This is a genomic window from Ruegeria sp. BHSB172 (assembly GCF_059613165.1).
This window is the reverse complement of record NZ_JBXWRZ010000054.1, coordinates 1-20,689: the sequence shown is the minus strand read 5'-3', so window position 1 is coordinate 20,689 and position 20,689 is coordinate 1. Positions and strand designations below refer to the sequence as shown.

25 protein-coding genes are annotated in these 20,689 nt (G+C 60.9%); 17 read left to right on the top strand and 8 right to left on the bottom strand.

The annotated features are described in order from the left end of the window. From AC2FM3_RS16275 to AC2FM3_RS16265, 3 genes are all read left to right on the top strand, one after another. The coding region (locus AC2FM3_RS16275) for an MBL fold metallo-hydrolase (RefSeq protein ID WP_496683881.1) at positions 1 to 501 on the top strand (501 nt) is incomplete at its 5' end. Between the two features lie 15 nt (positions 502 to 516). Further along, positions 517 to 2,199, top strand: coding sequence for a bifunctional protein tyrosine phosphatase family protein/NAD(P)/FAD-dependent oxidoreductase (locus AC2FM3_RS16270; protein WP_496683878.1), 1,683 nt, complete (start codon positions 517 to 519; stop codon positions 2,197 to 2,199). Positions 2,200 to 2,331: 132 nt separating this feature from the next. Further along, positions 2,332 to 4,065, top strand: coding sequence for a SulP family inorganic anion transporter (locus AC2FM3_RS16265; RefSeq protein ID WP_496683875.1), 1,734 nt, complete (start codon positions 2,332 to 2,334; stop codon positions 4,063 to 4,065). A gap of 5 nt (positions 4,066 to 4,070) precedes the next feature. On the opposite strand, the gene AC2FM3_RS16260 is transcribed toward AC2FM3_RS16265, so the two are convergent. From AC2FM3_RS16260 to AC2FM3_RS16230, 7 genes are all read right to left on the bottom strand, one after another. Beyond that, positions 4,071 to 4,310: a hypothetical protein gene (locus tag AC2FM3_RS16260; RefSeq protein WP_496683872.1), complete on the bottom strand. Its 240-nt coding sequence runs from the start codon at positions 4,308 to 4,310 to the stop codon at positions 4,071 to 4,073. Between the two features lie 159 nt (positions 4,311 to 4,469). Continuing rightward, positions 4,470 to 4,619: a hypothetical protein gene (locus AC2FM3_RS16255; protein WP_496683869.1), complete on the bottom strand. Its 150-nt coding sequence runs from the start codon at positions 4,617 to 4,619 to the stop codon at positions 4,470 to 4,472. A gap of 198 nt (positions 4,620 to 4,817) precedes the next feature. Continuing rightward, positions 4,818 to 5,246: an RNA polymerase sigma factor gene (locus tag AC2FM3_RS16250; protein ID WP_496683866.1), complete on the bottom strand. Its 429-nt coding sequence runs from the start codon at positions 5,244 to 5,246 to the stop codon at positions 4,818 to 4,820. Next, entirely contained in the window at positions 5,159 to 5,557 is a 399-nt protein-coding gene (locus AC2FM3_RS16245) for a COG4315 family predicted lipoprotein (protein WP_496683863.1), read from the bottom strand. The genes AC2FM3_RS16250 and AC2FM3_RS16245 overlap by 88 nt, the downstream gene beginning before the upstream one ends. A 624-nt stretch (positions 5,558 to 6,181) precedes the next feature. Then, positions 6,182 to 7,234: a YeeE/YedE family protein gene (locus AC2FM3_RS16240; RefSeq protein ID WP_496683860.1), complete on the bottom strand. Its 1,053-nt coding sequence runs from the start codon at positions 7,232 to 7,234 to the stop codon at positions 6,182 to 6,184. Positions 7,235 to 7,276: 42 nt separating this feature from the next. Continuing rightward, positions 7,277 to 7,570 (bottom strand): ArsR/SmtB family transcription factor, encoded by a 294-nt coding sequence (locus AC2FM3_RS16235; protein ID WP_496683887.1) that lies wholly within the window; start codon positions 7,568 to 7,570, stop codon positions 7,277 to 7,279. A gap of 82 nt (positions 7,571 to 7,652) precedes the next feature. Continuing rightward, on the bottom strand, positions 7,653 to 8,015 hold the full coding sequence (locus AC2FM3_RS16230; RefSeq protein WP_496683858.1) for a hypothetical protein: 363 nt from the start codon (positions 8,013 to 8,015) through the stop codon (positions 7,653 to 7,655). Between the two features lie 98 nt (positions 8,016 to 8,113). Between AC2FM3_RS16230 and AC2FM3_RS16225 the strand changes: the two genes are divergently transcribed. From AC2FM3_RS16225 to hemA, 14 genes are all read left to right on the top strand, one after another. Beyond that, positions 8,114 to 8,854: a cytochrome c biogenesis CcdA family protein gene (locus tag AC2FM3_RS16225; RefSeq protein WP_496683855.1), complete on the top strand. Its 741-nt coding sequence runs from the start codon at positions 8,114 to 8,116 to the stop codon at positions 8,852 to 8,854. Positions 8,855 to 8,874: 20 nt separating this feature from the next. Further along, complete coding sequence (locus AC2FM3_RS16220; RefSeq protein ID WP_496683852.1) at positions 8,875 to 9,435, top strand: thioredoxin family protein; 561 nt, start codon at positions 8,875 to 8,877, stop codon at positions 9,433 to 9,435. A gap of 150 nt (positions 9,436 to 9,585) precedes the next feature. Beyond that, positions 9,586 to 10,062: a sulfur oxidation c-type cytochrome SoxX gene (gene soxX, locus AC2FM3_RS16215; protein WP_496683849.1), complete on the top strand. Its 477-nt coding sequence runs from the start codon at positions 9,586 to 9,588 to the stop codon at positions 10,060 to 10,062. Positions 10,063 to 10,107: 45 nt separating this feature from the next. Further along, the gene (soxY, locus tag AC2FM3_RS16210; RefSeq protein ID WP_496683847.1) at positions 10,108 to 10,524 is read left to right on the top strand and encodes a thiosulfate oxidation carrier protein SoxY; all 417 of its coding nucleotides are present in this window, start codon (positions 10,108 to 10,110) and stop codon (positions 10,522 to 10,524) included. 37 nt (positions 10,525 to 10,561) lie between these two features. Continuing rightward, positions 10,562 to 10,891, top strand: coding sequence for a thiosulfate oxidation carrier complex protein SoxZ (gene soxZ / locus AC2FM3_RS16205; protein WP_496683844.1), 330 nt, complete (start codon positions 10,562 to 10,564; stop codon positions 10,889 to 10,891). A gap of 69 nt (positions 10,892 to 10,960) precedes the next feature. Beyond that, positions 10,961 to 11,806 (top strand): sulfur oxidation c-type cytochrome SoxA, encoded by an 846-nt coding sequence (gene soxA, locus AC2FM3_RS16200; RefSeq protein WP_496683841.1) that lies wholly within the window; start codon positions 10,961 to 10,963, stop codon positions 11,804 to 11,806. A gap of 85 nt (positions 11,807 to 11,891) precedes the next feature. Next, positions 11,892 to 13,589, top strand: a complete 1,698-nt coding sequence (gene soxB, locus AC2FM3_RS16195; RefSeq protein WP_496683838.1) for a thiosulfohydrolase SoxB — start codon at positions 11,892 to 11,894, stop codon at positions 13,587 to 13,589. A 22-nt stretch (positions 13,590 to 13,611) separates the two neighbouring features. Further along, the gene (gene soxC, locus AC2FM3_RS16190; RefSeq protein WP_496683835.1) at positions 13,612 to 14,883 is read left to right on the top strand and encodes a sulfite dehydrogenase; all 1,272 of its coding nucleotides are present in this window, start codon (positions 13,612 to 13,614) and stop codon (positions 14,881 to 14,883) included. Continuing rightward, on the top strand, positions 14,867 to 16,135 hold the full coding sequence (locus AC2FM3_RS16185) for a c-type cytochrome (RefSeq protein WP_496683833.1): 1,269 nt from the start codon (positions 14,867 to 14,869) through the stop codon (positions 16,133 to 16,135). Before soxC ends, AC2FM3_RS16185 begins: the two co-directional genes overlap by 17 nt. Before the next feature lie 3 nt (positions 16,136 to 16,138). Further along, complete coding sequence (locus tag AC2FM3_RS16180) at positions 16,139 to 16,846, top strand: c-type cytochrome (RefSeq protein ID WP_496683830.1); 708 nt, start codon at positions 16,139 to 16,141, stop codon at positions 16,844 to 16,846. Between the two features lie 24 nt (positions 16,847 to 16,870). Beyond that, positions 16,871 to 18,136, top strand: a complete 1,266-nt coding sequence (locus AC2FM3_RS16175) for an FCSD flavin-binding domain-containing protein (protein WP_496683828.1) — start codon at positions 16,871 to 16,873, stop codon at positions 18,134 to 18,136. Between the two features lie 79 nt (positions 18,137 to 18,215). Then, positions 18,216 to 18,650: a DsrE family protein gene (locus AC2FM3_RS16170; protein ID WP_496683825.1), complete on the top strand. Its 435-nt coding sequence runs from the start codon at positions 18,216 to 18,218 to the stop codon at positions 18,648 to 18,650. A gap of 35 nt (positions 18,651 to 18,685) precedes the next feature. Further along, the gene (locus AC2FM3_RS16165) at positions 18,686 to 19,093 is read left to right on the top strand and encodes a DUF302 domain-containing protein (RefSeq protein WP_496683884.1); all 408 of its coding nucleotides are present in this window, start codon (positions 18,686 to 18,688) and stop codon (positions 19,091 to 19,093) included. Next, positions 19,093 to 20,310 (top strand): 5-aminolevulinate synthase, encoded by a 1,218-nt coding sequence (hemA, locus tag AC2FM3_RS16160; RefSeq protein WP_496683822.1) that lies wholly within the window; start codon positions 19,093 to 19,095, stop codon positions 20,308 to 20,310. Before AC2FM3_RS16165 ends, hemA begins: the two co-directional genes overlap by 1 nt. 14 nt (positions 20,311 to 20,324) lie before the next feature. On the opposite strand, the gene AC2FM3_RS16155 is transcribed toward hemA, so the two are convergent. Then, the coding region (locus AC2FM3_RS16155; RefSeq protein ID WP_496683819.1) for a YeeE/YedE thiosulfate transporter family protein at positions 20,325 to 20,689 on the bottom strand (365 nt) is incomplete at its 5' end.

Here is a 20,689-nt window from a genome sequence, read left to right as displayed (position 1 = left end):
TTTGATGCGCTGTTCACCGATGGCATGACCTACAAGATCGGCAACATGACCGCTTTTGCCATGCACACGCCGGGCCATACGCCGGCCTGCATGACCCATGTGATCGGCGATGGGGCCTTCGTGGGTGATACACTGTTCATGCCCGATGGTGGCTCGGCGCGCGCCGATTTCCCGGGCGGGGATGCCGGTACGCTCTATGACTCGATCCAGAAGGTGCTGAGCCTGCCGGACGAGACCCGGCTGTTCATGTGCCACGACTACATGCCCGGCGGGCGCGAGGTGAAGTGGGAGACCACGGTGGCCGAGGAAAAGGCGCACAACATCCATGTGGGCGGCGGCAAGTCGCGGGACGAGTTCATCAAGATGCGCACCGAGCGTGACGCGACGCTGGCGATGCCGACGCTGATCATCCCGTCGATCCAGGTCAATATCCGGGCGGGCGAAATTCCGACCGACCAAGACGGCAATCAGATGCTGAAGGTGCCGGTCAACAAGCTCTGATCGCGGGAGGCGACGATGGAAATCAGGAAAATCTCCGACAAGTTGTCGGTCTCGCCGCAGATCACGTCGGACGACCTTGCCGCCATCAAGGCGGCGGGGTTCCGCGCCATTATCTGCAACCGGCCCGACGGTGAAGGCGCCGACCAGCCCACTTTCGAGGAAATCGAGGCCGCTGCAGAAAGGCTGGGTATCGAAGCCCGGTACGTTCCGGTCCAATCTGGCCTGGTCCGCGACGAAGATGCCCGCGCCTTCGGTCAGGTCCTGACCGAGCTGCCGGGTCCGATCCTGGCCTATTGCCGGACGGGCACGCGCTCGGCCACCCTGTGGTCGCTGCACGAGGCCGCGCACAAACGCCCTGTTTCGGAGATCCTGACCGCGACCAAGGTTGCCGGGTACGACATGAGCGGTGTCGCCCGTCGTATCGCCAATGGCGGCAAGACGCCCACCGACACCGGCGATGCGTCCTTTGACGTGGTGATCGTGGGCGGCGGGGCAGGGGGCATCGCCACCGCCGCTAGCCTGCATGCGCGCAAATCCGACCTGTCGATCGCCATCATCGACCCGTCGGACGTGCACTATTATCAACCCGGCTGGACCCTGGTGGGCGGCGGCGTGTTCACGCCGGAACAGACGGCCAAGACCATGGGTTCGCTGATCCCACGCGGGGTCAAATGGATCAAGGCCGCCGTTGCCGCGTTCGAGCCGCAGAACAATGCCGTCATTCTGGATGGCTGCCGGGTGGTCAAATACGACCGTCTGGTGGTGTCTCCGGGGCTCAAGCTGGACTGGGGCGCGGTCGAAGGGCTGGAAGAAACGCTGGGCCGCAACGGCGTGACCTCGAATTATCGCTATGACTTGGCGCCCTATACCTGGCAGTTGGTCGAAGGGCTGAAGGCGGGCCGGGCTCTGTTCACCCAGCCGCCGATGCCGATCAAATGCGCGGGCGCGCCGCAGAAGGCGATGTATCTGTCGGGAGATGCGTGGGTCCGGCGCGGGGTTCTCAAGGATATCGACATCCAGTTCATGAACGCGGGCGGAGTGCTGTTCGGGGTCAACGACTATGTCCCGGCGTTGATGGAATACGTAAAGAAATATGACGCCACGCTCAATTTCTTCCACAATCTGGTGGCGGTGGACGGGGCGGCGAAGACCGCCACGTTCAAGGTGGCCAAGCCCAACGAGCAGCCCGAGCAGGTGACGGTCGAATTCGACATGATGCATGTCTGCCCGCCGCAGGTGGCGCCAGACTTCATCCGGGTCTCGCCGCTGGCGGATGCGGTGGGCTGGGTCGATGTCGATCAGGCGACGCTGCGCCATAAGAGCTATGACAACATCTGGTCGCTGGGCGACGTGATGAACGCGCCAAACGCCAAGACCGCGGCGGCGGCGCGCAAGCAGGCGCCGGTGGTGGCCGACAACATCGTGGCCGATATCGAGGGCCGCGCCCCGGTGGCGGCCTATGACGGATACGGCTCGTGCCCGTTGACAGTGGAACGCGGCAAGATCGTGCTGGCCGAGTTCGGCTATGGCGGTGTCCTGAAGCCCAGCTTCCCAAAGTTCCTTATTGACGGCACCAAACCTAGCCGCGCGGCCTGGTTCTTGAAGGAAAAGCTGCTGCCGCCGGTCTATTGGTCGGCGATGCTGAAGGGCAAGGAGTGGATGGCCAAGCCCGAACCGCTGAAGGTGGCGGCCGAATAAACAACCTGCCGCCTCCGAACCCGATGCCGGCTGAACCGGTGCAAGTTCTGGCCTGACGCTGCGGATGTCTGGCCAAGACCTGGTGGTCAGAGCCTCCTCGCTCTGACCGCCGCCTTTCCAGGACGAGACCCCATGCAGAGCCTTTATCGCTACCTTCCCATTCTCGACTGGGGCCGCCGGTACGACCGGGCGGCGCTGTCCAATGACATGATCGCGGCGGTGATCGTGACGATCATGTTGATCCCGCAATCGCTGGCCTATGCGCTGCTGGCGGGGCTGCCGCCCGAGGCGGGGATCTACGCCTCGATCTTGCCGATCATCCTCTATGCAATTTTTGGCACCAGCCGGGCGCTGGCGGTGGGTCCGGTCGCGGTGGTGTCGTTGCTGACGGCAAGTGCGGTGGGGCAGGTGGCTGAACAGGGCACCGCCGGATATGCGGTGGCGGCGCTGACGCTGGCCTTTCTGTCTGGCGGGTTCCTGGTGCTGCTGGGCGTGTTGCGGCTGGGCTTTCTGGCCAACTTCCTCAGCCATCCGGTGATCGCCGGCTTCATCACCGCCTCAGGCATCCTGATCGCCACCAGCCAGCTGAAACATATCCTGGGGGTCAGCGCGCATGGGCATACCCTGCCGGAGATGCTGGGCTCGATCCTTGCGCATCTGAACCAGACCAACCCGATCACCGTGGTGATTGGCGTGCTGGCCACGGCGTTCCTGTTCTGGGTGCGCAAAAATCTCAAACCCGCGCTGCGGCGTATGGGGGTGCCACCGCTGCTGGCGGATGTGCTGACCAAGGCCGGGCCGGTGGCGGCGGTGGTGGCCACAACCCTGTCGGTCTGGGCCTTCGGGCTGGACGCGCGAGGCGTCAAGATCGTGGGCGAGGTGCCCCAGAGCCTGCCGCCGCTGACCCTGCCGGGGGTGTCCTCGGATCTGATCGGCGCGCTGCTGGTGCCCGCCATCTTGATCTCGATCATCGGGTTTGTCGAAAGTATCTCGGTCGCGCAGACGCTGGCCGCCAAGAAACGCCAGCGCGTCGACCCCGATCAGGAACTGATTGGCTTGGGCGCGGCCAACCTGGGCGCGGCATTCACCGGGGGCTTTCCGGTCACCGGCGGGTTCTCGCGCTCGGTGGTGAACTTCGACGCGGGCGCCGAGACCCCGGCGGCGGGCATCTACACCGCCGGCGGGCTGGCGATCGCCGCGCTGTTCCTGACCCCGCTGGTCTATTTCCTGCCCAAGGCGACGCTGGCCGCGACGATCATCGTGGCGGTGCTCAGCCTGGTGGACCTGTCGATCCTGAAAAAGACCTGGGGCTATTCGCGGGCCGATTTTGCTGCCGTCGCCGCCACCATCGTGCTGACCCTGCTGGCCGGGGTCGAGACCGGCGTGGCCAGCGGTGTGGCAATCTCGATCCTGCTGCATCTGTACAAGACCTCGCGCCCACATGTGGCCGAGGTGGGGCTGGTGCCGGGCACCCAGCACTTCCGCAACATCAAGCGCCACAAGGTCGAAACCGACCCCACGCTGGTCACGCTGCGGGTGGATGAAAGCCTGTATTTCGTGAACGCCCGGTTCCTCGAGGACCTAATCCAGTCGCGCGTGACCGAGGGCTGCGAGATCCGCAACGTGGTGCTGATGTTCTCGGCGGTGAACGAGGTCGACTTCTCGGCGCTCGAAAGCCTCGAGGCGATCAATCACCGCCTGCGCGACATGGGCGTCGGCCTGCATCTGAGCGAGGTCAAGGGCCCCGTCATGGACCGCTTGAAACAGTCCCACTTCCTAGACGAACTGAACGGGCAGGTCTTCCTGTCACAATACGACGCGTGGCAAAGACTGACCGCGCCTGACCGGGTGCGCGCGGCGGAATAATTCGGTCAGATCAGTTCTTCATGGGCCTTGCGAGGGATGGTTTCGATGACCTGGTGACCGGAGCGGCCTACCACGGAGTATTCCCACCGCCCATCCTGCCAGATCACGATGCCCAAATCCCCGTCGCGCCGGTATTGAAACGAGGGTTGAGCCGGGCCCGTGGTCAGGTTGGCAAACAGGCTGAGGCGGTCGCCGGATTCGTTTTCATAATGGAAGACTGCTGCCAGGCCATGACCCAGAGGCAACAACCCCCCACCGATCAGCCGGTAACCGGTGTCCCCCCAGTTCCGGCGCGATCACGGGTGCGCCCAGCCGCCTGCACCCGGCATGACCGGTACTCTGACGTGCCCCGCGCATCAGTCGGTCTAGTTGCGCGGGATCAGGCTGCGGCACCAAGGCACCGATCATCCCGGCTGCCGGATCATTGTCGCAAGCCGCGCACGGTCGGCGGGATGCGCGGCCAGGTGCCGATCCTGACGGTCCTGCTGAGATGGCGTCAACTGGCCGTCGAAAGCGGCCTGCATCAGGGTTTCAATGGTCGGTTCGGTCGTCATTTCACGCTCCGCAATCGTGACGTTTTCGGCGGTTCTTCGGCGGCTTGCAGTCTTGCCCGCGCGCGACAGACGGGACGTGACGGTGCCCTACGGGATCCCCAGCAATCGGGCGGTCTCGGCATAGGTCTGCTCCGCAACCTTGACCGCCAGCAGTACAAGTTTCTAATCCTCCGGCAAGGCTCCGATCTGACGTCTCAGCTAGCGCAGTTTCAAACGCTCTTCGGCGGCGGCCTCGGGCGAGGCCAGCTGATCCAGCGCTTGGCGGTCAGAGGCCGGGACGCCGGCGGCGCGCCTGCTGTCGTTGCGATAGCAGTTGAGCAGGATCTTCATCGCCCAAGGTTTGACCGGGTGGTCCGGCCATCTAAGCCCCTTTTTTCGTATCGCACGTAGAACGGCATCCTGCACCGGGTCATCGGCCTGGTTGTGGCTCCGGGTCAGCGCGAACGCAAACCGCCAAAGATCGGGCAGAGCGTCTTCGATTTGCTTGTCGAATGTCTGTCTTATCGCGTTGACGAAAGGCGACCGGATCCGGTCGCCCTTCAGGTCCGGGGCCAGGGTCGCGCAGTGTGCCAGACACCCTTGACGCCGTCGCCGGTCATGTCTCCGGGTTGCTTGTGCTTGATCCACAGATACAGGGGTTGGCCCTTGTAGGCGACCTGCATCGTACCGTCATCGCGCTGGAGCAACGAATAGTTCTTGGGCAGGTCGGTTCCGGCGGCGGCCAGCGGCGACCAGTTCACGGCGTATTGGTCATAGCAGTTGGACTTGCCCGTTTCGTCCTTGTCGAACGTGTACAGCGTCATCTTGTTGGCATCCATCAGAAAGGTCTGATCACCCAGTTTCCCGGTCAGGACCGGGGCATCGCCAGCGGCGGCGGCGGTTGCAAGGGCGCATGCCATCAGGGTGGATATGGTCAGCGCAAAAGAAGTGCTGGTCATTCAGGTGTTCTGCCGTGTCGCTATCGCGCAGCGCAAGCACCACGACTGGGCCAGTCCGTTCGGGTGCGTTTTTGTACGAACTGACGAACGTTCAAACCCGGTGGCTTCAGCTGGATCAGTCCGGTCGCCGGTTCGAAGCCCGCCGGTGGGCGTTTGCGAAAAGAGGTTTTCCGTCAAAGAATAGAAAACTGGCACGGTGCGCTGGTACTGTCGCTATCCGCCGTCGTGTCGCGACGTTCGCGATATGGTGGGCGAGCGCGGGATGACAGTCGATGCCTCGGCGATCCACCGTTGCGTCAGGAAGTTCGGCCCCAAAATCCGCGGGCGTGTCTATGGTGCCCATCGATCATGCAGCGCCGATGCAGCGATTGCGCCCGGTCCGCGGGTTCCAGACCTTGGCCGGAGCCATCGCAGCGCTCGCCGGGAAACGAGACCTTCCGCACGATCCGAAAGGGCCAGTTCGAGGACTGTCAGACAGGGGTTGCCAGGGAAACGGCCTTCGTTGCGGATCTCTTCCCCGAAGCTGCGTGACGGGAGTCGCTGCGGCTATCACTCCGCGGTTACAGGTTTTAGGCTACAGACCCCAGACAACACCTACGCAACTCCATACCCGGGCACGCAAAATCATTCCGCCGGAGCAAATCCCGTAATCAGCTGACGTAAACCGATGGCTGCACCGACAAAGATCGAACCGAAGGCGACAGGCGCGCTGAAGGCAAGAACCGAAAAAGCTGAAATTCCTTGGCCTACACTGCATCCTACTGCAAGGATCGCACCCGGGCCCATGATCGCGGCCCCCATGATTTGACGTCGCAATTCGCGCGGGTCTTCGCAGGCTTCCCACCGGAAATGTCCCTTGGAATACGACCCAAGTGCCGCCCCTAATACCACACCTACAACTGAACCGACGCTGAACGACAATGTATTGCCCGAAGCGGTCATGGCATAGATGATTGTATCTCCGATCGGGGCTGCAAACGTGTGGGTCCGGACGGGTTCGGCGTCAAAACCGGTATAAAGAACCCAATATGTGCCGACCCAGCCTGATACGATGGCAAGTCCCACCACGCTGGCCCAAATGATCTGGCTTGCCGACGGGCGCTGCCCCGCCCGAACAAGAGCTGCGCCGATAAGAACCGCCCCTGCGACCAAACCGGTTGCCAAAGGTTCGATCCCAACCGTTTCAAAAAGTTGGGTGAAACCTTGAGGTGACTCAGCGCCCATGATTTCGGGAAACAGCCAGACGCGCGCTTGTGCCAGGGGTCCGGACATGACGAAATAGGCCGACAGACCCATCACGACAACGATGAGAAAAGACCGCAAGTCGCCTCCACCCAACCGAGCCAACGCGCCGTATCCGCAATTTCCGCTAAGTGCCATGCCGTAGCCGAACATGAGGCCGCCGATGATCGTTCCCAGCGGGTTCCATGCGCGATCCAGATAGGCCGTTTCAAGGCTGTTGAACTTGCCCGCCGCAATAGCCAAATGCACACCGATTACTGCCACACCGATGGCGATGGCCCACATCTTGAGGCGCCGGTTGTCAGATCCGTACAGAGCGTCCTCAATGGCGCCCAATGTGCAAAAGCGGCCAATCCGAGCCGCCAACCCAAGCGCCACGCCCCCGACCAACCCGATCAGGGCTGCGGAGTTCGCTTCTCCGATGAGTTCCAGCACGGTATCCTCCCTCGGCCGGTTGCCACAACAGGGCAGGGCCGCTCAGTCGGCACGACAGAACAAGTCGTACACAACCTCCATGATTTGTTTCGGGCGGTCGTCTGTCAAGCTGTAGTAGATCGCCTTGCCTTCTCGGCGCGGGGTTACCAACCCCTCGAAGCGCAAGCGGGACAGCTGCTGGGACACTGCAGCCTGGCGCGCGGACAAAAGCTCTTCCAGCTCGGTCACTGATTTTTCGCCGGATGCCAGATGGCACAGGATCATCAACCGGCCTTCGTGGCTGATCGCCTTCAGGAAGTTCGACGCCCGCTGAGCGTTGTTCACCATCTTTTGCATGTCTTCGGCGCAAATGTTCTTGTCGAACACCGGCAGACGTGACGCAGGGGTTTCAGGATTGGTTGTCACGAAACTGTTTTCCTTACCCAGCTTGCTTCCAATCAATACCCGCCCGGTCAAGCATCATTCCCAAGAGACCCCAAAAGAAATCTTCACCCGGATAGCCCTCGATTCGACCGACTTCGAGCCCGTCTTCAATCAGAATGAAAGTCGGGGTAAACCGCACGCCGCGCTGCAGTTGTACGTCTGGCGTCGTTGTGTGCAGGTCGTATCGGCGCAATGGCGCGGCCTGGCCTTCGAGGGTCTTAGGATAGATGGGGGCAACTTCGGCGTTCCAGCGGGCACACCAACTGCACCCTTTTTCCTCGGCCATCAGCAGGTAAGTATCCGCCAAGACAGCCGTTGGAAGCAACATGGCCAAGACGAAAGCCAGTGTTTTCATCATCGACGTTGTCCCAAGTTGATACGCTCCCAAATTGACGTAGGCTATGTTTCCATCATAATAGTATTTTTGAATATCTCAAGCGGTGGAGCGGCGACCAAGTGTTTGATGTCACTTTTTGGGGTGCAATTGTCGCCGGGCTACTTTCTTTCCTGTCGCCCTGCATCCTGCCGATCGTCCCGTTTTACCTGAGCTATCTGGCCGGAGCGGGTATGAACCAGATTTCTGCCGGGTCCGAGATTTCGCCCGCAGTCCGTTTTCGTGCCGTACTGGCAGCGAGTTGCTTTGCGTTGGGAGTGATAACAATTTTCGTTGGCCTCGGCGCCACCGCGACTGTGTTCGGCAGCTTGGTGCGCGAGTATTTTGACGTGCTGCGCTGGGTCGCGGCGGCGATCATCATTGCGATGGGTTTGCACTTTCTTGGCGTGGTCAAAATCGGATTCTTGTACCGTCAGTTCCGGGCGGACGCAGGGGATATATCGAATGTAAGTCTGATCGGGGCCTATGTGATCGGGTTGGCCTTCGCCTTTGGATGGACCCCTTGCGTTGGGCCAGTCCTGGCTGCGATTCTATTCACTGCGGCCGGGCAGGAAACGGCCAACGAAGGCGCCGCTTTGTTGCTTGCCTACGGTCTGGGCATGACATTGCCCTTCATTGTGGCCGCCATGTTCATCGGTCCGTTCATGACGTGGATGGCGCGGTTCCGCAAACATCTTGGGCTGATCGAGAAGCTGATGGGGCTGATGCTGGTCCTTTTCGGCGTTCTGATCGCCACGAATTCGATCAACTACATTGCGCAATGGATGCTTGAGACCATTCCCTGGTTCAGCGCAATCGGATGAAACTCGAAAGGACTCTCACCATGATCAGAATGCTTCTCCTGTTCGCCACGATTTTGATGGCACCGATGACTCTGGCAGCGGAACTGGGTGACGACGGCCTGCACAAGGCCTCGTGGATGCGCGATACTTTCAAGGATCTGCGCGAAGACCTTGAGGAAGCCAATGCCGAGGGAAGGCGGCTGATGGTCATCGTCGAGCAGCGCGGCTGTATATATTGCAAGAAGATGCATGAAGAGGTTTTTGTCGATCCGGAGATCGAAAGCCTGTTGGAAGACCGGTTCTTCGTCGTTCAGATCAACATGTTCGGCGATGTCGAAGTTACTGATTTCGACGGTACGGTCCTGCCCGAGAAAGACATGGTCAAACGCTGGGGAGCCTTGTTCACTCCAACTGTCTATTTTTTCCCCCAAGAGGTGCCGGAGGGTGCAGCGGCGACACAGGCAGTGGTGGCCACAATGCCGGGCGCTTTCGGTCGCGGGACAACGTTCGACATGCTGAACTGGGTGCTGGAAAAAGGTTACGACGGGGACGAGCCGTTCCAGAAATATCATGCCCGCATGATCGAGGCGCGCAAAGGCTAAGCTTCCTTGGCTCGGCGCAACAATAGTTTGAACCCCGCCTTCCCTGCGTAAAAATACAAAAATTCAATTAGACGAATTTAATGTTGCGAGTCGGTGTTGGTGTGCACTAGTGTGCAAAGACAAAGCAGGGAATCGTCTTTGGGAGGAGGCATGACAAAAGCGTTGAAACTTGGCCTGGCCGGAATGCTGTGTGCATCGACGGCGATGGCGGGTGAGATCAAGCCGAAAGATGTGTCGTTTGCCGACGGCGCCATCGAACAGTCGCTGACCGGTACTCCGGGCGACCCTGAAAAAGGCGCGATGATCGTGGGTGAGAAATCCATGGGCAACTGCGTGGCCTGCCATCAGGTGGCGGCGCTGGCGGACGTGCCGTTTCAGGGCGAGGTCGGCCCGCCGCTGGATGGGGCGGGGGACCGCTGGACCGAGGCCGAGCTGCGCGGTCTGGTGGCAAACGCCAAAATGACCTTCGAAGGTACCGTGATGCCGGCCTTCTTCAAGGCCGATGGCTATATCCGACCTGGCGATGCCTATACCGGCAAGGCGCCCAGCGGGCCGCTTGAGCCGATCCTGAGCGCACAGGACGTCGAGGACGTGGTCGCGTTCCTGATGACCCTCAACGAACAATAGTCGCCTTCGCCTGTCCGAGGGGCACACACTCAAAGGAGATGTAAAATGGAAATTTCGCGACGCGAAACCCTGGCCTTGGGTCTGGGGGCTGCGGTTCTGACGATGCTGCCGTTCCGGGTGAATGCGGCGGTCGAGGATTCGATCTCGGCTTTCACCGGTGGGGCTGACCTCGCCGACGGTGGCGTCACCCTGACCGCGCCGGAAATCGCCGAAAACGGCAACACCGTACCGATCGAAGTCAGCGCCCCGGGGGCCGTGGCCATCGCAGTGTTCGCCGCAGGCAACCCGACGCCGGATGTTGCCACGTTCAACTTCGGACCACTGGCCGCGTCGCAGTCGGCATCGACCCGGATTCGACTGGCCGGAACACAGGACGTCATCGCCGTGGCCAAGATGGCCGATGGCAGCTTTGCCAAGGCATCGGCAACGGTCAAGGTCACAATCGGCGGCTGCGGCGGCTGATCGCCCGCGCTCCCCTTAGAACAACAGGAGAAACCCCATGGCATCCGGAGTGAAACCCCGCGTTAAGGTCCCAAAAACGGCAGCGGCCGGCGAGGCGGTGACGATCAAGAGCCTTATCAGCCACACGATGGAAAGCGGTCAGCGCAAGGACAAGGAAGGCAATGTCATTCCGCGTTCGATCATCAACCGCTTTACCTGCGAATTCAACGGCCAGATGGTCATCGACGTGACCCTCGAGCCGGCGATTTCGACCAACCCGTATTTCCAGTTCGAAGCCACCGTGCCCGAGGCCGGGGAATTCGTCTTCACCTGGTATGACGATGACGGGTCGGTCTATGACACCAACAAGAAGATCGAGATCGCTTGACGGCTCGGCAAATCGGCAGAGCGGTGCCCGGGTGTATCTGGGCGCCGATCGACCAAGGGAGGAAACGGAATGAAATTGAAGGCTTTGACGGCTGTTGTTGCAATGGCGGCGATGCCGACTGTGGTTCTGGCCGGCCCCGATGACGACAAGCTGATCATCAATGGCGAGACCGAGATGATTTCGGTCACCAAGGCGCCCGAACATCTGGAAAACTTCGACACGATCTATTCCGGCTGGCATTTCCGCACCGACGAGACGCAGGCGCTGCAGGTCGACGACTTCGACAACCCGGCCATGATTTTCGTGGATCAGGCCGCTGACACTTTTGAAGCAGTGGACGGCGCCGCCGGCAAGAGCTGCGCCTCGTGCCATGACGGTGCCGAAAGCTTTGCCGGTCTTGCCGCTCAGATGCCGAAGGTTGACCCTGAAACCGGCAAGCTGGTGGTGATGGAAGACCTGATCAACGAATGCCGGACCGAGCGCATGGAGGCTGACGCTTGGAAATGGTCGGGCGCCGACATGCAGGGCATGGTCGCGCTGATCGGCCTGCAGTCGCGGGGCATGCCGATGAACGTAGCCATTGACGGACCCGCCGCGCCCTATTGGGAGCAGGGCAAGGAGATGTACTATACCCGGTATGGCCAGCTTGAGCTGAGCTGCGCCAATTGCCACGAAGACAATTACGGCAACATGATCCGGGCCGACCACCTGAGCCAGGGCATGATCAACGGCTTTCCGACCTATCGCCTGAAACAGGCCAAGCTGATTTCGCGCCACAACCGGTTCCGCGGCTGCATCCGCGATACGCGCGCCGAAACCTTTGCCGAAGGCTCGGATGAGTTCCGCGCGCTCGAACTTTACGTGGCTTCGCGCGGAAATGGTCTGTCGGTCGAAACCCCGGCGGTCCGCCAGTAATCGAACACCCGCGCCGGATCGTCTGGTGCGGGTATTTCTTTCCTAAAACATTCACGAATTTAAATGTGAATCAAGGGCGCATCAGATGATCTCAAGACGTGACTTTCTGCAGGTTTCAATGGCAGCCTCGGCGCTGGTGGGCGCGTCCGGCTTCGGCAACTGGGCCCGGCTGGCGGCGCAGCAGTCTCTGACCCAGGACCAGCTGCTGGAGTTCGAGACCTTCGGCAATGTGTCGCTGATCCATATCACCGACATTCACGCACAGCTCAAGCCAATCTATTTCCGCGAACCGTCGATTAATATCGGGGTGGGGGCCAACAAGGGGGTTGTGCCGCATGTTACCGGGGCCGATTTCCGCAGGCTCTACGGGATCGAGGATGGCAGCCCCAGCCACTATGCCCTGACGTCCGACGATTTTGCCGCGCTGGCCAAGGCCTATGGCCGGGTTGGCGGTCTGGATCGCGTGGCCACGGTGATCAACGCCATTCGCGCCGATCGTCCCGATGCGATCCTCCTGGACGGGGGCGACACCTGGCACGGATCCTATACCTGCCTGAAGACCCAGGGTCAGGACATGGTCAACGTGATGAACGCCTTGCGGCCGGACGCGATGACATTCCATTGGGAATTCACCCTGGGCAGCGACCGCGTGGCCGAACTGGTCGAACAACTGCCCTTTGCGGCCCTGGGACAGAACATCTTCGACGCGGAATGGGACGAGCCGGCCGAGCTGTTCCCGCCCTACCAGATGTTCGAGCGCGGCGGCACCAAGATCGCCGTGATTGGCCAAGCGTTCCCTTACATGCCGATTGCCAATCCCGGCTGGATGTTCCCCGAATACGCGTTCGGCATCCGCGACGAACACATGGCGCAGATGGTTGAAGAGGTCCGCGCCGCCGGTGCGGAATGCGTCGTGGTTCTCAGCCACAACGGCTTTGACGTCGACAAGAAGATGGCCAGCGTGGTGCCGGGGATCGACGTGATCCTGTCGGGCCATACTCATGACGCTCTGCCCGAGCCGGTTCTGGTGGGTGAAACGATCATCGTTGCGTCGGGCTCGAACGGCAAATTCGTCAGCCGGGTGGATCTGGATATCCGCGATGGCCGGATGATGGGCTATCGCACCAAGCTGATCCCGATCTTTTCGGACGTGATCGCCCCCGATCCCGAAGTTTCCGCCTTGATCGACGAACAGCGCGCGCCCTATCTGAACGAGATGTCCGAGGTGATCGGCCAGACCGACGGCCTGCTGTATCGACGGGGCAATTTCAACGGCACCTGGGATGACCTGATCTGCGACGCGCTGCTCAGCGAGCGCGAAGCGGAAATCGCGCTCAGCCCGGGCGTGCGCTGGGGGCCGTCGCTGATACCGGGGCAGGACATCACCCGCGAGGATATCTTCGGTGTCACCTCGATGACCTACGGCCAAGCCTACCGTACCGAGATGACAGGCGAATTCCTGAAGGTGGTCCTGGAAGACGTGGCCGACAACATCTTCAACCCCGATCCCTATTATCAGCAGGGCGGCGACATGGTGCGCACCGGTGGGCTCGGCTATCGGATCGACGTGTCCAAGCCGCAGGGCGAGCGGATCTCGAACATGACCCTGCTGAAGACCGGTGAGCCGATCGACGCATCCAGGGCCTATGTCGTGGCTGGCTGGGCCTCGGTCAACGAGGGCACCGAGGGACCGCCGATCTGGGACGTGGTCGAAAGCCATATCCGCAAGCTTGGAACCGTCACGGTTCAGGAAAACACCAACGTCGACGTCGTGGGCGTCTGACACTATCCGGAGCACTTGAGACATGGATGATATGTTCAAGCCTTCCCGCCGCGCCTTTCTGCGAGGCGGCGCCGCGATCGCCGCAGGATCGGTCGCGGGGTCGGTCGCGGCGCAGGAGGCGGACCCGCTGATCACCCAGTTGCAGGACTGGGCCTCGTACACCGGCGCCGGTGTCGATGAAACGCCCTATGGTCTGCCGATCCGTTTTGAAAGCGACGTCGTGCGGCGCAACGTCGAATGGCTGACCGCCTCGCCGATCTCGTCGATCAACTTCACGCCGATCCACGCGCTGGACGGCACCATTACCCCACAAGGCTGCGCCTTCGAGCGGCACCATTCCGGCGCGATCGAATTGAGCAAGCAGGATTACCGGCTGATGATCAACGGGTTGGTCGATCGGCCGCTGGTCTTTACCTACGATGATCTTGAACGGTTCCCGCGCGAAAATCACGTCTATTTCTGCGAATGCGCGGCCAATACGGGCATGGAATGGGCCGGCGCCCAGTTGAACGGCGTCCAGTTCACCCATGGCATGATCCACAACATGGAATATGCCGGCGTCCCGCTGCGCGTCCTGCTGCAAGAGGCCGGATTGGACGCCGCCGGAGACCTGTCGGACAAATGGGTCTATGTCGAGGGTGCCGACGCTTCGTCGAACGGCCGTTCGATCCCGATGGAAAAGGCGCTGGACGACGTTCTGGTCGCCTTCAAGGCCAATGGCGAGGCGCTGCGGATGGAGCATGGCTATCCGGTCCGGCTGGTGGTTCCGGGCTGGGAGGGCAACATGTGGGTCAAGTGGCTGCGCCGGATCGAAGTGACCGATGCGGCCGTGGAAAGCCGTGAGGAGACCTCGAAATACACGGATGTATACGCCGATGGCACCGCCCGGAAATGGACCTGGGTGATGGATGCCAAGTCGGTCATCACTTCGCCCAGTCCGCAGATGCCGATCAAGCACGGCAAGGGGCCGCTGGTGATTTCCGGCCTCGCGTGGTCCGGTCACGGACGCATCACGCGGGTCGATGTCTCGAAGGATGGCGGTATCACCTGGGAGACCGCGCGGCTGGGCAAGCAGCTTGATACCAAGGCGCTGACCCGCTTCTATTTGGATACCGAGTGGGACGGTTCTCCGATGCTGCTGCAAAGCCGCGCCATGGACGAAACCGGCTATGTCCAGCCGACCAAAGACCAACTGCGCGAGAAGCGCGGCGAAAACTCGGTCTATCACAACAACTGTATCCAGACCTGGTACGTCAACGCAGAAGGGATCGCCGAAAATGTCGAAGTCTCTTAGTGGCATCTATCTTCCCGTTTTTGGCGGGATCGCCTTGGTGTGCAGTGTCGCGGTTGCGGTCGCGAACCGCGGATATGGTGACAGCCAGATCGAGACGCTGCAGACGCGACTTGCACAGGTCGAGGCGCAAAAGGCCTCGGCGCTGACCGAGGCCGAAGCAAGCGCGGCCCGTTTGGCGGAATTGGAGACTCGCCTTTCCGAACTGGAAAGCAAGGCCGGCAACGCGGTTGCCGGGGGTGAGCCGGTTTCGGCGCATGACGGAACCTTCGGTCTGGGCCGTCCGGCCTTGCCCGAAGAGATCGCGGCCTGGGACGTGGACGTGCTGCCCGATGGGCGCGGGCTGCCCGAGGGGTCGGGCGATGTGTTTACGGGTGAGGAAGTTTTTGCCGAAAAATGCGCGGCCTGCCACGGTGACTTTGCCGAAGGCGTGGACAACTGGCCGGTTCTGGCCGGTGGCTTTGGCACGCTGGCCGACGAAGACCCCGTCAAGACGGTCGGGTCCTATTGGCCCTACCTGACCACGGCCTGGGACTATGTGCACCGGTCGATGCCCTTCGGCGAGGCCGGAACACTCAGCGCCGATGAGACCTATGCGATCGTGGCCTACATCCTGTATTCCAACGACTTGGTCGATGACGAGTTCGAGCTGAACCACGACAATCTGGCGACGTTCGAAATGCCCAACCGGGACGGGTTCGTGATCGACGACCGGCCTCAGTTGGAATACGCGGAATGGCGCACCGAGCCCTGCATGGAAAACTGCAAGGACAGTGTCGAGATCACCAAGCGCGCGACGTTCCTGGATGTGACGCCGGACCATGGCGGCGACTCGGTTATGAATTCCGCCGACACATCCGAAACGCCCACGTTTGCGGCTGCCACCGCGACGGTGGAAGAAGCCGCTTCCGGAGATGCGGCCGAAGCCGGTGATGCCGAGCTGATCGCCGCCGGCAAGAAGGTGTTCAGGAAGTGCTCGGCCTGCCACCAAGTGGGGGACGGCGCCAAGAACAAGACCGGTCCGCATCTCAACGGTCTGTTCGGGCGGACCTTCGGATCGGTGGACGGGTTCGGTTACTCGTCGGTTTTCAAGCAAGCCAACGAAGAAGGCCGGATCTGGGACCAGGCCGCGCTGGACGCGTTTCTGGCCAAGCCGAAAACCTACATGAAGGGCACCAAGATGAGTTTTGCCGGGCTTAAGGACGAGCAGGACCGCGCGGCGCTCAATGCCTATCTTGCGACATTCGGCGAGTAGATGATGCAACGGGCGCTGGGGGTGATCCTTTCGGCTTGTGCCACGGTGGTTTCAACCGCCGTGGCTGCCGATGTTTTGGGCGATGCCGAGGCCGGAAAGGTGGTGTTCGACCAGTGCAAGGGATGCCATCAGGTAGGCAAGGGGGCAAAGAACCGGATCGGCCCGCATCTGAACGGACTGTTTGGCCGGCCGGCGGCCGGCATTGAAGGGTTCAAGTATTCCAAAAGTTTCCGGCGCGCCGCGGCCAGCGGGCTGGAATGGCATGCGGATACGCTGGATGCGTTTTTGGAAAATCCACGGTCCTATGCCTCGGGAACGCGCATGAGTTTTCGGGGGATCAAAAACGCCAAGGATCGTCACGACGTGATCGCCTATCTTCGGCTGTTTTCCGACGATCCTGCGAACATCCCCGAGGCGGATCCCACGGCCACGGCCACCGATCATGACCTGGACCCGGCGATCCTGGCGATCCAGGGTGATCCGGAATACGGCGAATACCTGAGTAGCGAATGCACGACCTGTCACCAGGCGGACGGAGGCGATGACGGTATTCCGTCAATCGTGCTGTGGCCCGAAGAAGACTTTGTCATTGCGATGCACGCATACAAGAACAAACAGCGTCAGCATCCGGTCATGCAGATGATGGCCGGGCGTCTCAATGACGAGGAAATCGCCGCGCTTGCGGCGTATTTCAACCGCCTCGAACACTGAGGCACTGCAGGGAGGAGACTGCACATGACGATGAACAGACGCGCATTTCTGGGAAAGACGGCGCTGGTCACGGCCTCGTTGGCCGCCCCGGCGGTTCTTGCCGATGGTCACGGCAAGCCGCGGGTCGTCGTGATCGGTGGCGGGGCCGGCGGGGCCACCGCTGCGCGCTACATCGCCAAGGATAGCAAGGGCGCCATCGACGTCACCTTGGTCGAGCCGACGCGCCGTTACTATACCTGCTTTTTCTCGAACCTTTATCTGGGCGGGTTCAAGGATATGAAAGACCTTGGCCACAGCTATGGCGGGCTGGCGGCCGGCGGCGTCAACGTGGTGCATGACTGGGCCATCGGGGTGGACCGCGATGCCAAGACGGTGGCGCTGGCCGGGGGCGGAAGCCTTCCCTATGACAAGCTGATCCTCAGCCCCGGCATTGATTTCGTCGATGGCGCGGTGCCAGGATGGGACATCTCGGCACAGAACGCCATGCCGCACGCCTACAAGGCCGGGTCGCAGACCGAGCTGCTGAAAGCGCAGTTGATGGCAATGCCCGAAGGCGGCACCTTTGCCATGGTTGCGCCACCCAACCCGTATCGCTGCCCGCCGGGACCGTACGAGCGCGTGTCCATGGTCGCCCACTTCCTGAAGGCCAACAATCCGACGGCCAAGATCATCGTGGCCGATCCCAAGCCAAAATTCTCGAAAATGGCGCTGTTCCAGGAAGGATGGGCCAATCACTATGACGGCATGATCGATTGGATTGGCGAAGAATTCGGGGGCGGCAATGTCAGCGTGGACCCGGCCGCGATGACGCTGACCATCGACGGCGAGGAAACCAAAGTGGATGTGTGCAACGTCATCCCCGCGATGAAGGCCGGTCGGATCGCCGAACTGGCAGGCGTGACCGATGGCAATTGGGCGCCGGTGAACGCGGCTGACATGTCGTCGAAGGCTGATGCGGACATTTACGTTTTGGGCGATGCATCGCAGCAAGGCGACATGCCGAAATCCGGGTTCTCGGCCAACAGTCAGGCAAAAGTCTGTGCCAATGCCGTGCGTGGGGCGCTGACCGGGTCCAAGGTTTTCCCGGCCAAGTTCTCGAACACCTGCTGGTCGCTGATCGATACCGACGACGGTGTCAAGGTCGGCGCCACCTATGAGGCGACGCCGGAAAAGATCGCCAAGGTGGACGGGTTTATTTCACAGACCGGCGAAAGCGCGGAAGTGCGCAAGACGACTTACGAAGAGTCTGAAGGCTGGTACACTGGTATCACGTCCGACATGTTCGGTTGATGTTATAGGGCGCCCCGACTGGCAAAGCGGGTTTCGGGGCGATCAGTAATCCAGTGGGAGGAAAAAAATGAGAAAAATAATGGGAATGATCGCGGTCTGCGTCATGGCGCTGTGGACGTCCGCAGCCGCGGCGCAAGACGGTCTTGCAGACCACAAACTGGCTCTGCAAATCAGCGACAACAACCCGCAGAAAATGAACACGGTCCTGAACGTGGCGGCAAATGTGACGCGGTACTATGAAAGCCAGGGCGAAACAGTCGAAGTTCGGATTGTAGCGTTCAATGCGGGGCTTCACATGCTGCGCAAGGATACATCGCCGGTTCTCGAACGTCTGGATGCGTTCGGTGCCTCGATGCCGAACGTCACGTTCGCAGCCTGCGGAAATACGATTGCCGGCATGGCCAAGAAAGAAGGCAAAGAGCCACCTATCGTCGAAATCGCCGAGCATGTCCCGGCCGGAGTAGTCGATCTGATGACTCTCAGCGAAGCGGGCTGGACGGTTATTCGCCCTTGATAAATGAAAGGACTAGGAAGATGAAAAACGCATTTATGGCATTTGTTCTGACTGCTGGTGCAGCAGGAGCAGACCCCGTCCTTGTTCCTTTCGACGGCAGTTTCGATGAAGCAACCTTTGCCGTTGAAAGCGCGATCGTTGGAAAGGGGCTGGTGATTGACTACGTCAGCCATGTGGGCGACATGCTGAACCGCACTGGCGAAGATGTTGGAAGCTCTGAAAAAGTCTTCGAAAACGCAGATATTTTCCTGTTCTGCTCGGCGGTTTTGTCGCGCGAAGTGATGGAGGCCGATCCGATGAATATCCAGCACTGTCCCTATGGCATCTTCGTCACCGACCGTGACGGAGAGGTGATGGTCGGATATCGCCCCTATCCTGAAGGGCCGATGCAGAAGGTTCAGGCTCTGTTGGACGATATCGTCTCGGAGGCTGTTGGCAACTGATGGATTACCAGGGGTTTTTCCGGTCTGAACTGGCCAAATTGCGCGAGGAAGGCAATTACCGCGAATTCGCCGAGCTCGAGCGGCATCGCGGTCGTTTTCCGGCCGCAAATTGCCACAACGGGCCAGGCGAGGTGACGATCTGGTGTTCGAATGACTACCTGGGCATGGGCCAACACCCGAAAGTTCTGTCGGCCATGCACGCGGCGCTGGACCGGACCGGTGCAGGCGCAGGTGGTACGCGCAACATATCCGGCACCACCCATGACCATGTTCTTCTGGAATCCGAACTGGCGGATCTGCACAACAAGGAAGCCGCCCTGTTGTTTACCTCGGGCTATGTATCAAACTGGGCGGCACTGGGCACTTTGGCGGCGCGGATTCCCAATTGTGTCGTCCTTTCGGATGCGTTGAACCACGCCTCGATGATCGAAGGCATCCGCCACTCGCGGGCGCAGAAGGTAATCTGGAAACATAACGATCTGGTTGATCTCGAGGCAAAGCTGGCTGCCTTGCCGCCCGATCAGCCCAAGCTGATCGCTTTCGAGAGTGTCTATTCGATGGACGGCGATATCGCTCCGATCCGCGAGATCTGCGATCTGGCTGATCGATACAACGCCATGACCTATTTAGACGAGGTACATGCTGTTGGACTATACGGCCCGCGTGGTGGTGGCATTGCCGAACGCGAAGGTTTGATGGACCGGTTGACCATCATCGAAGGCACGCTGGGCAAGGCCTTTGGCGTGATGGGCGGATACATTGCCGCCTCGGCCGAGATCTGCGACTTCGTACGCTCATTTGCCAGCGGATTCATCTTTACCACGGCGTTGCCCCCGGCACTTGCAGCCGGAGCGGCGGCCTCTATCCGGCATCTTAAAAACAGCGCGTCGGAACGCGAAGCCCACAAGGCGCGTGTGGCGCAGGTTCGGGCGCGGCTGGACGAAATCGGCCTTCCGCATATCGAAAACCCCAGCCACATCATTCCGGTGATGGTCGGCGACCCTGTCAAATGCAAGTTCATCTCGGACATGCTTTTGAAAGAGCACGGTCTATACATCCAACCGATCAATTATCCAACGGTGCCGAAAGGAACCGAGCGGCTTAGGATCACACCTTCACCGGTTCACACCGATCGGGACATCGATCGTTTGATTTCTGCACTCGAAATGCTCTGGTCACAGTGTCAACTGGGGCGTCAACCGCTGGCCGCGCAGTAACGCCCGATAGGGGGTCAGGCGGTGGCCGACATCCGGCCACCTCGCATTTGCAGCAAAGTGTGCGTCGCAACGGCGCCGACCCACATGCAGAACACGGCCACCCAGGCTGTCAGGGCAAGGATTGCCCCGCCTGACATTCCGGCGCCCACGGCGCAACCGCCAGCCAACATGCTGCCGAACCCCATCAGAACGCCCCCGATCAGGTATCTTTCCATTGGTGTGTTCGGCTCGAACCGCTGTATCCTGGCTTCGCCCCGTAGCAGGGCGAGCATCAGGGCACCAAGGAATACGCCGGGGACCAAACCCACTCCGAAGCTAAGCGGGAGGTTCCGTTCGTTGACCAATGCCATGAGCGTGTCCGCTGATGGCCCGGTAAAGG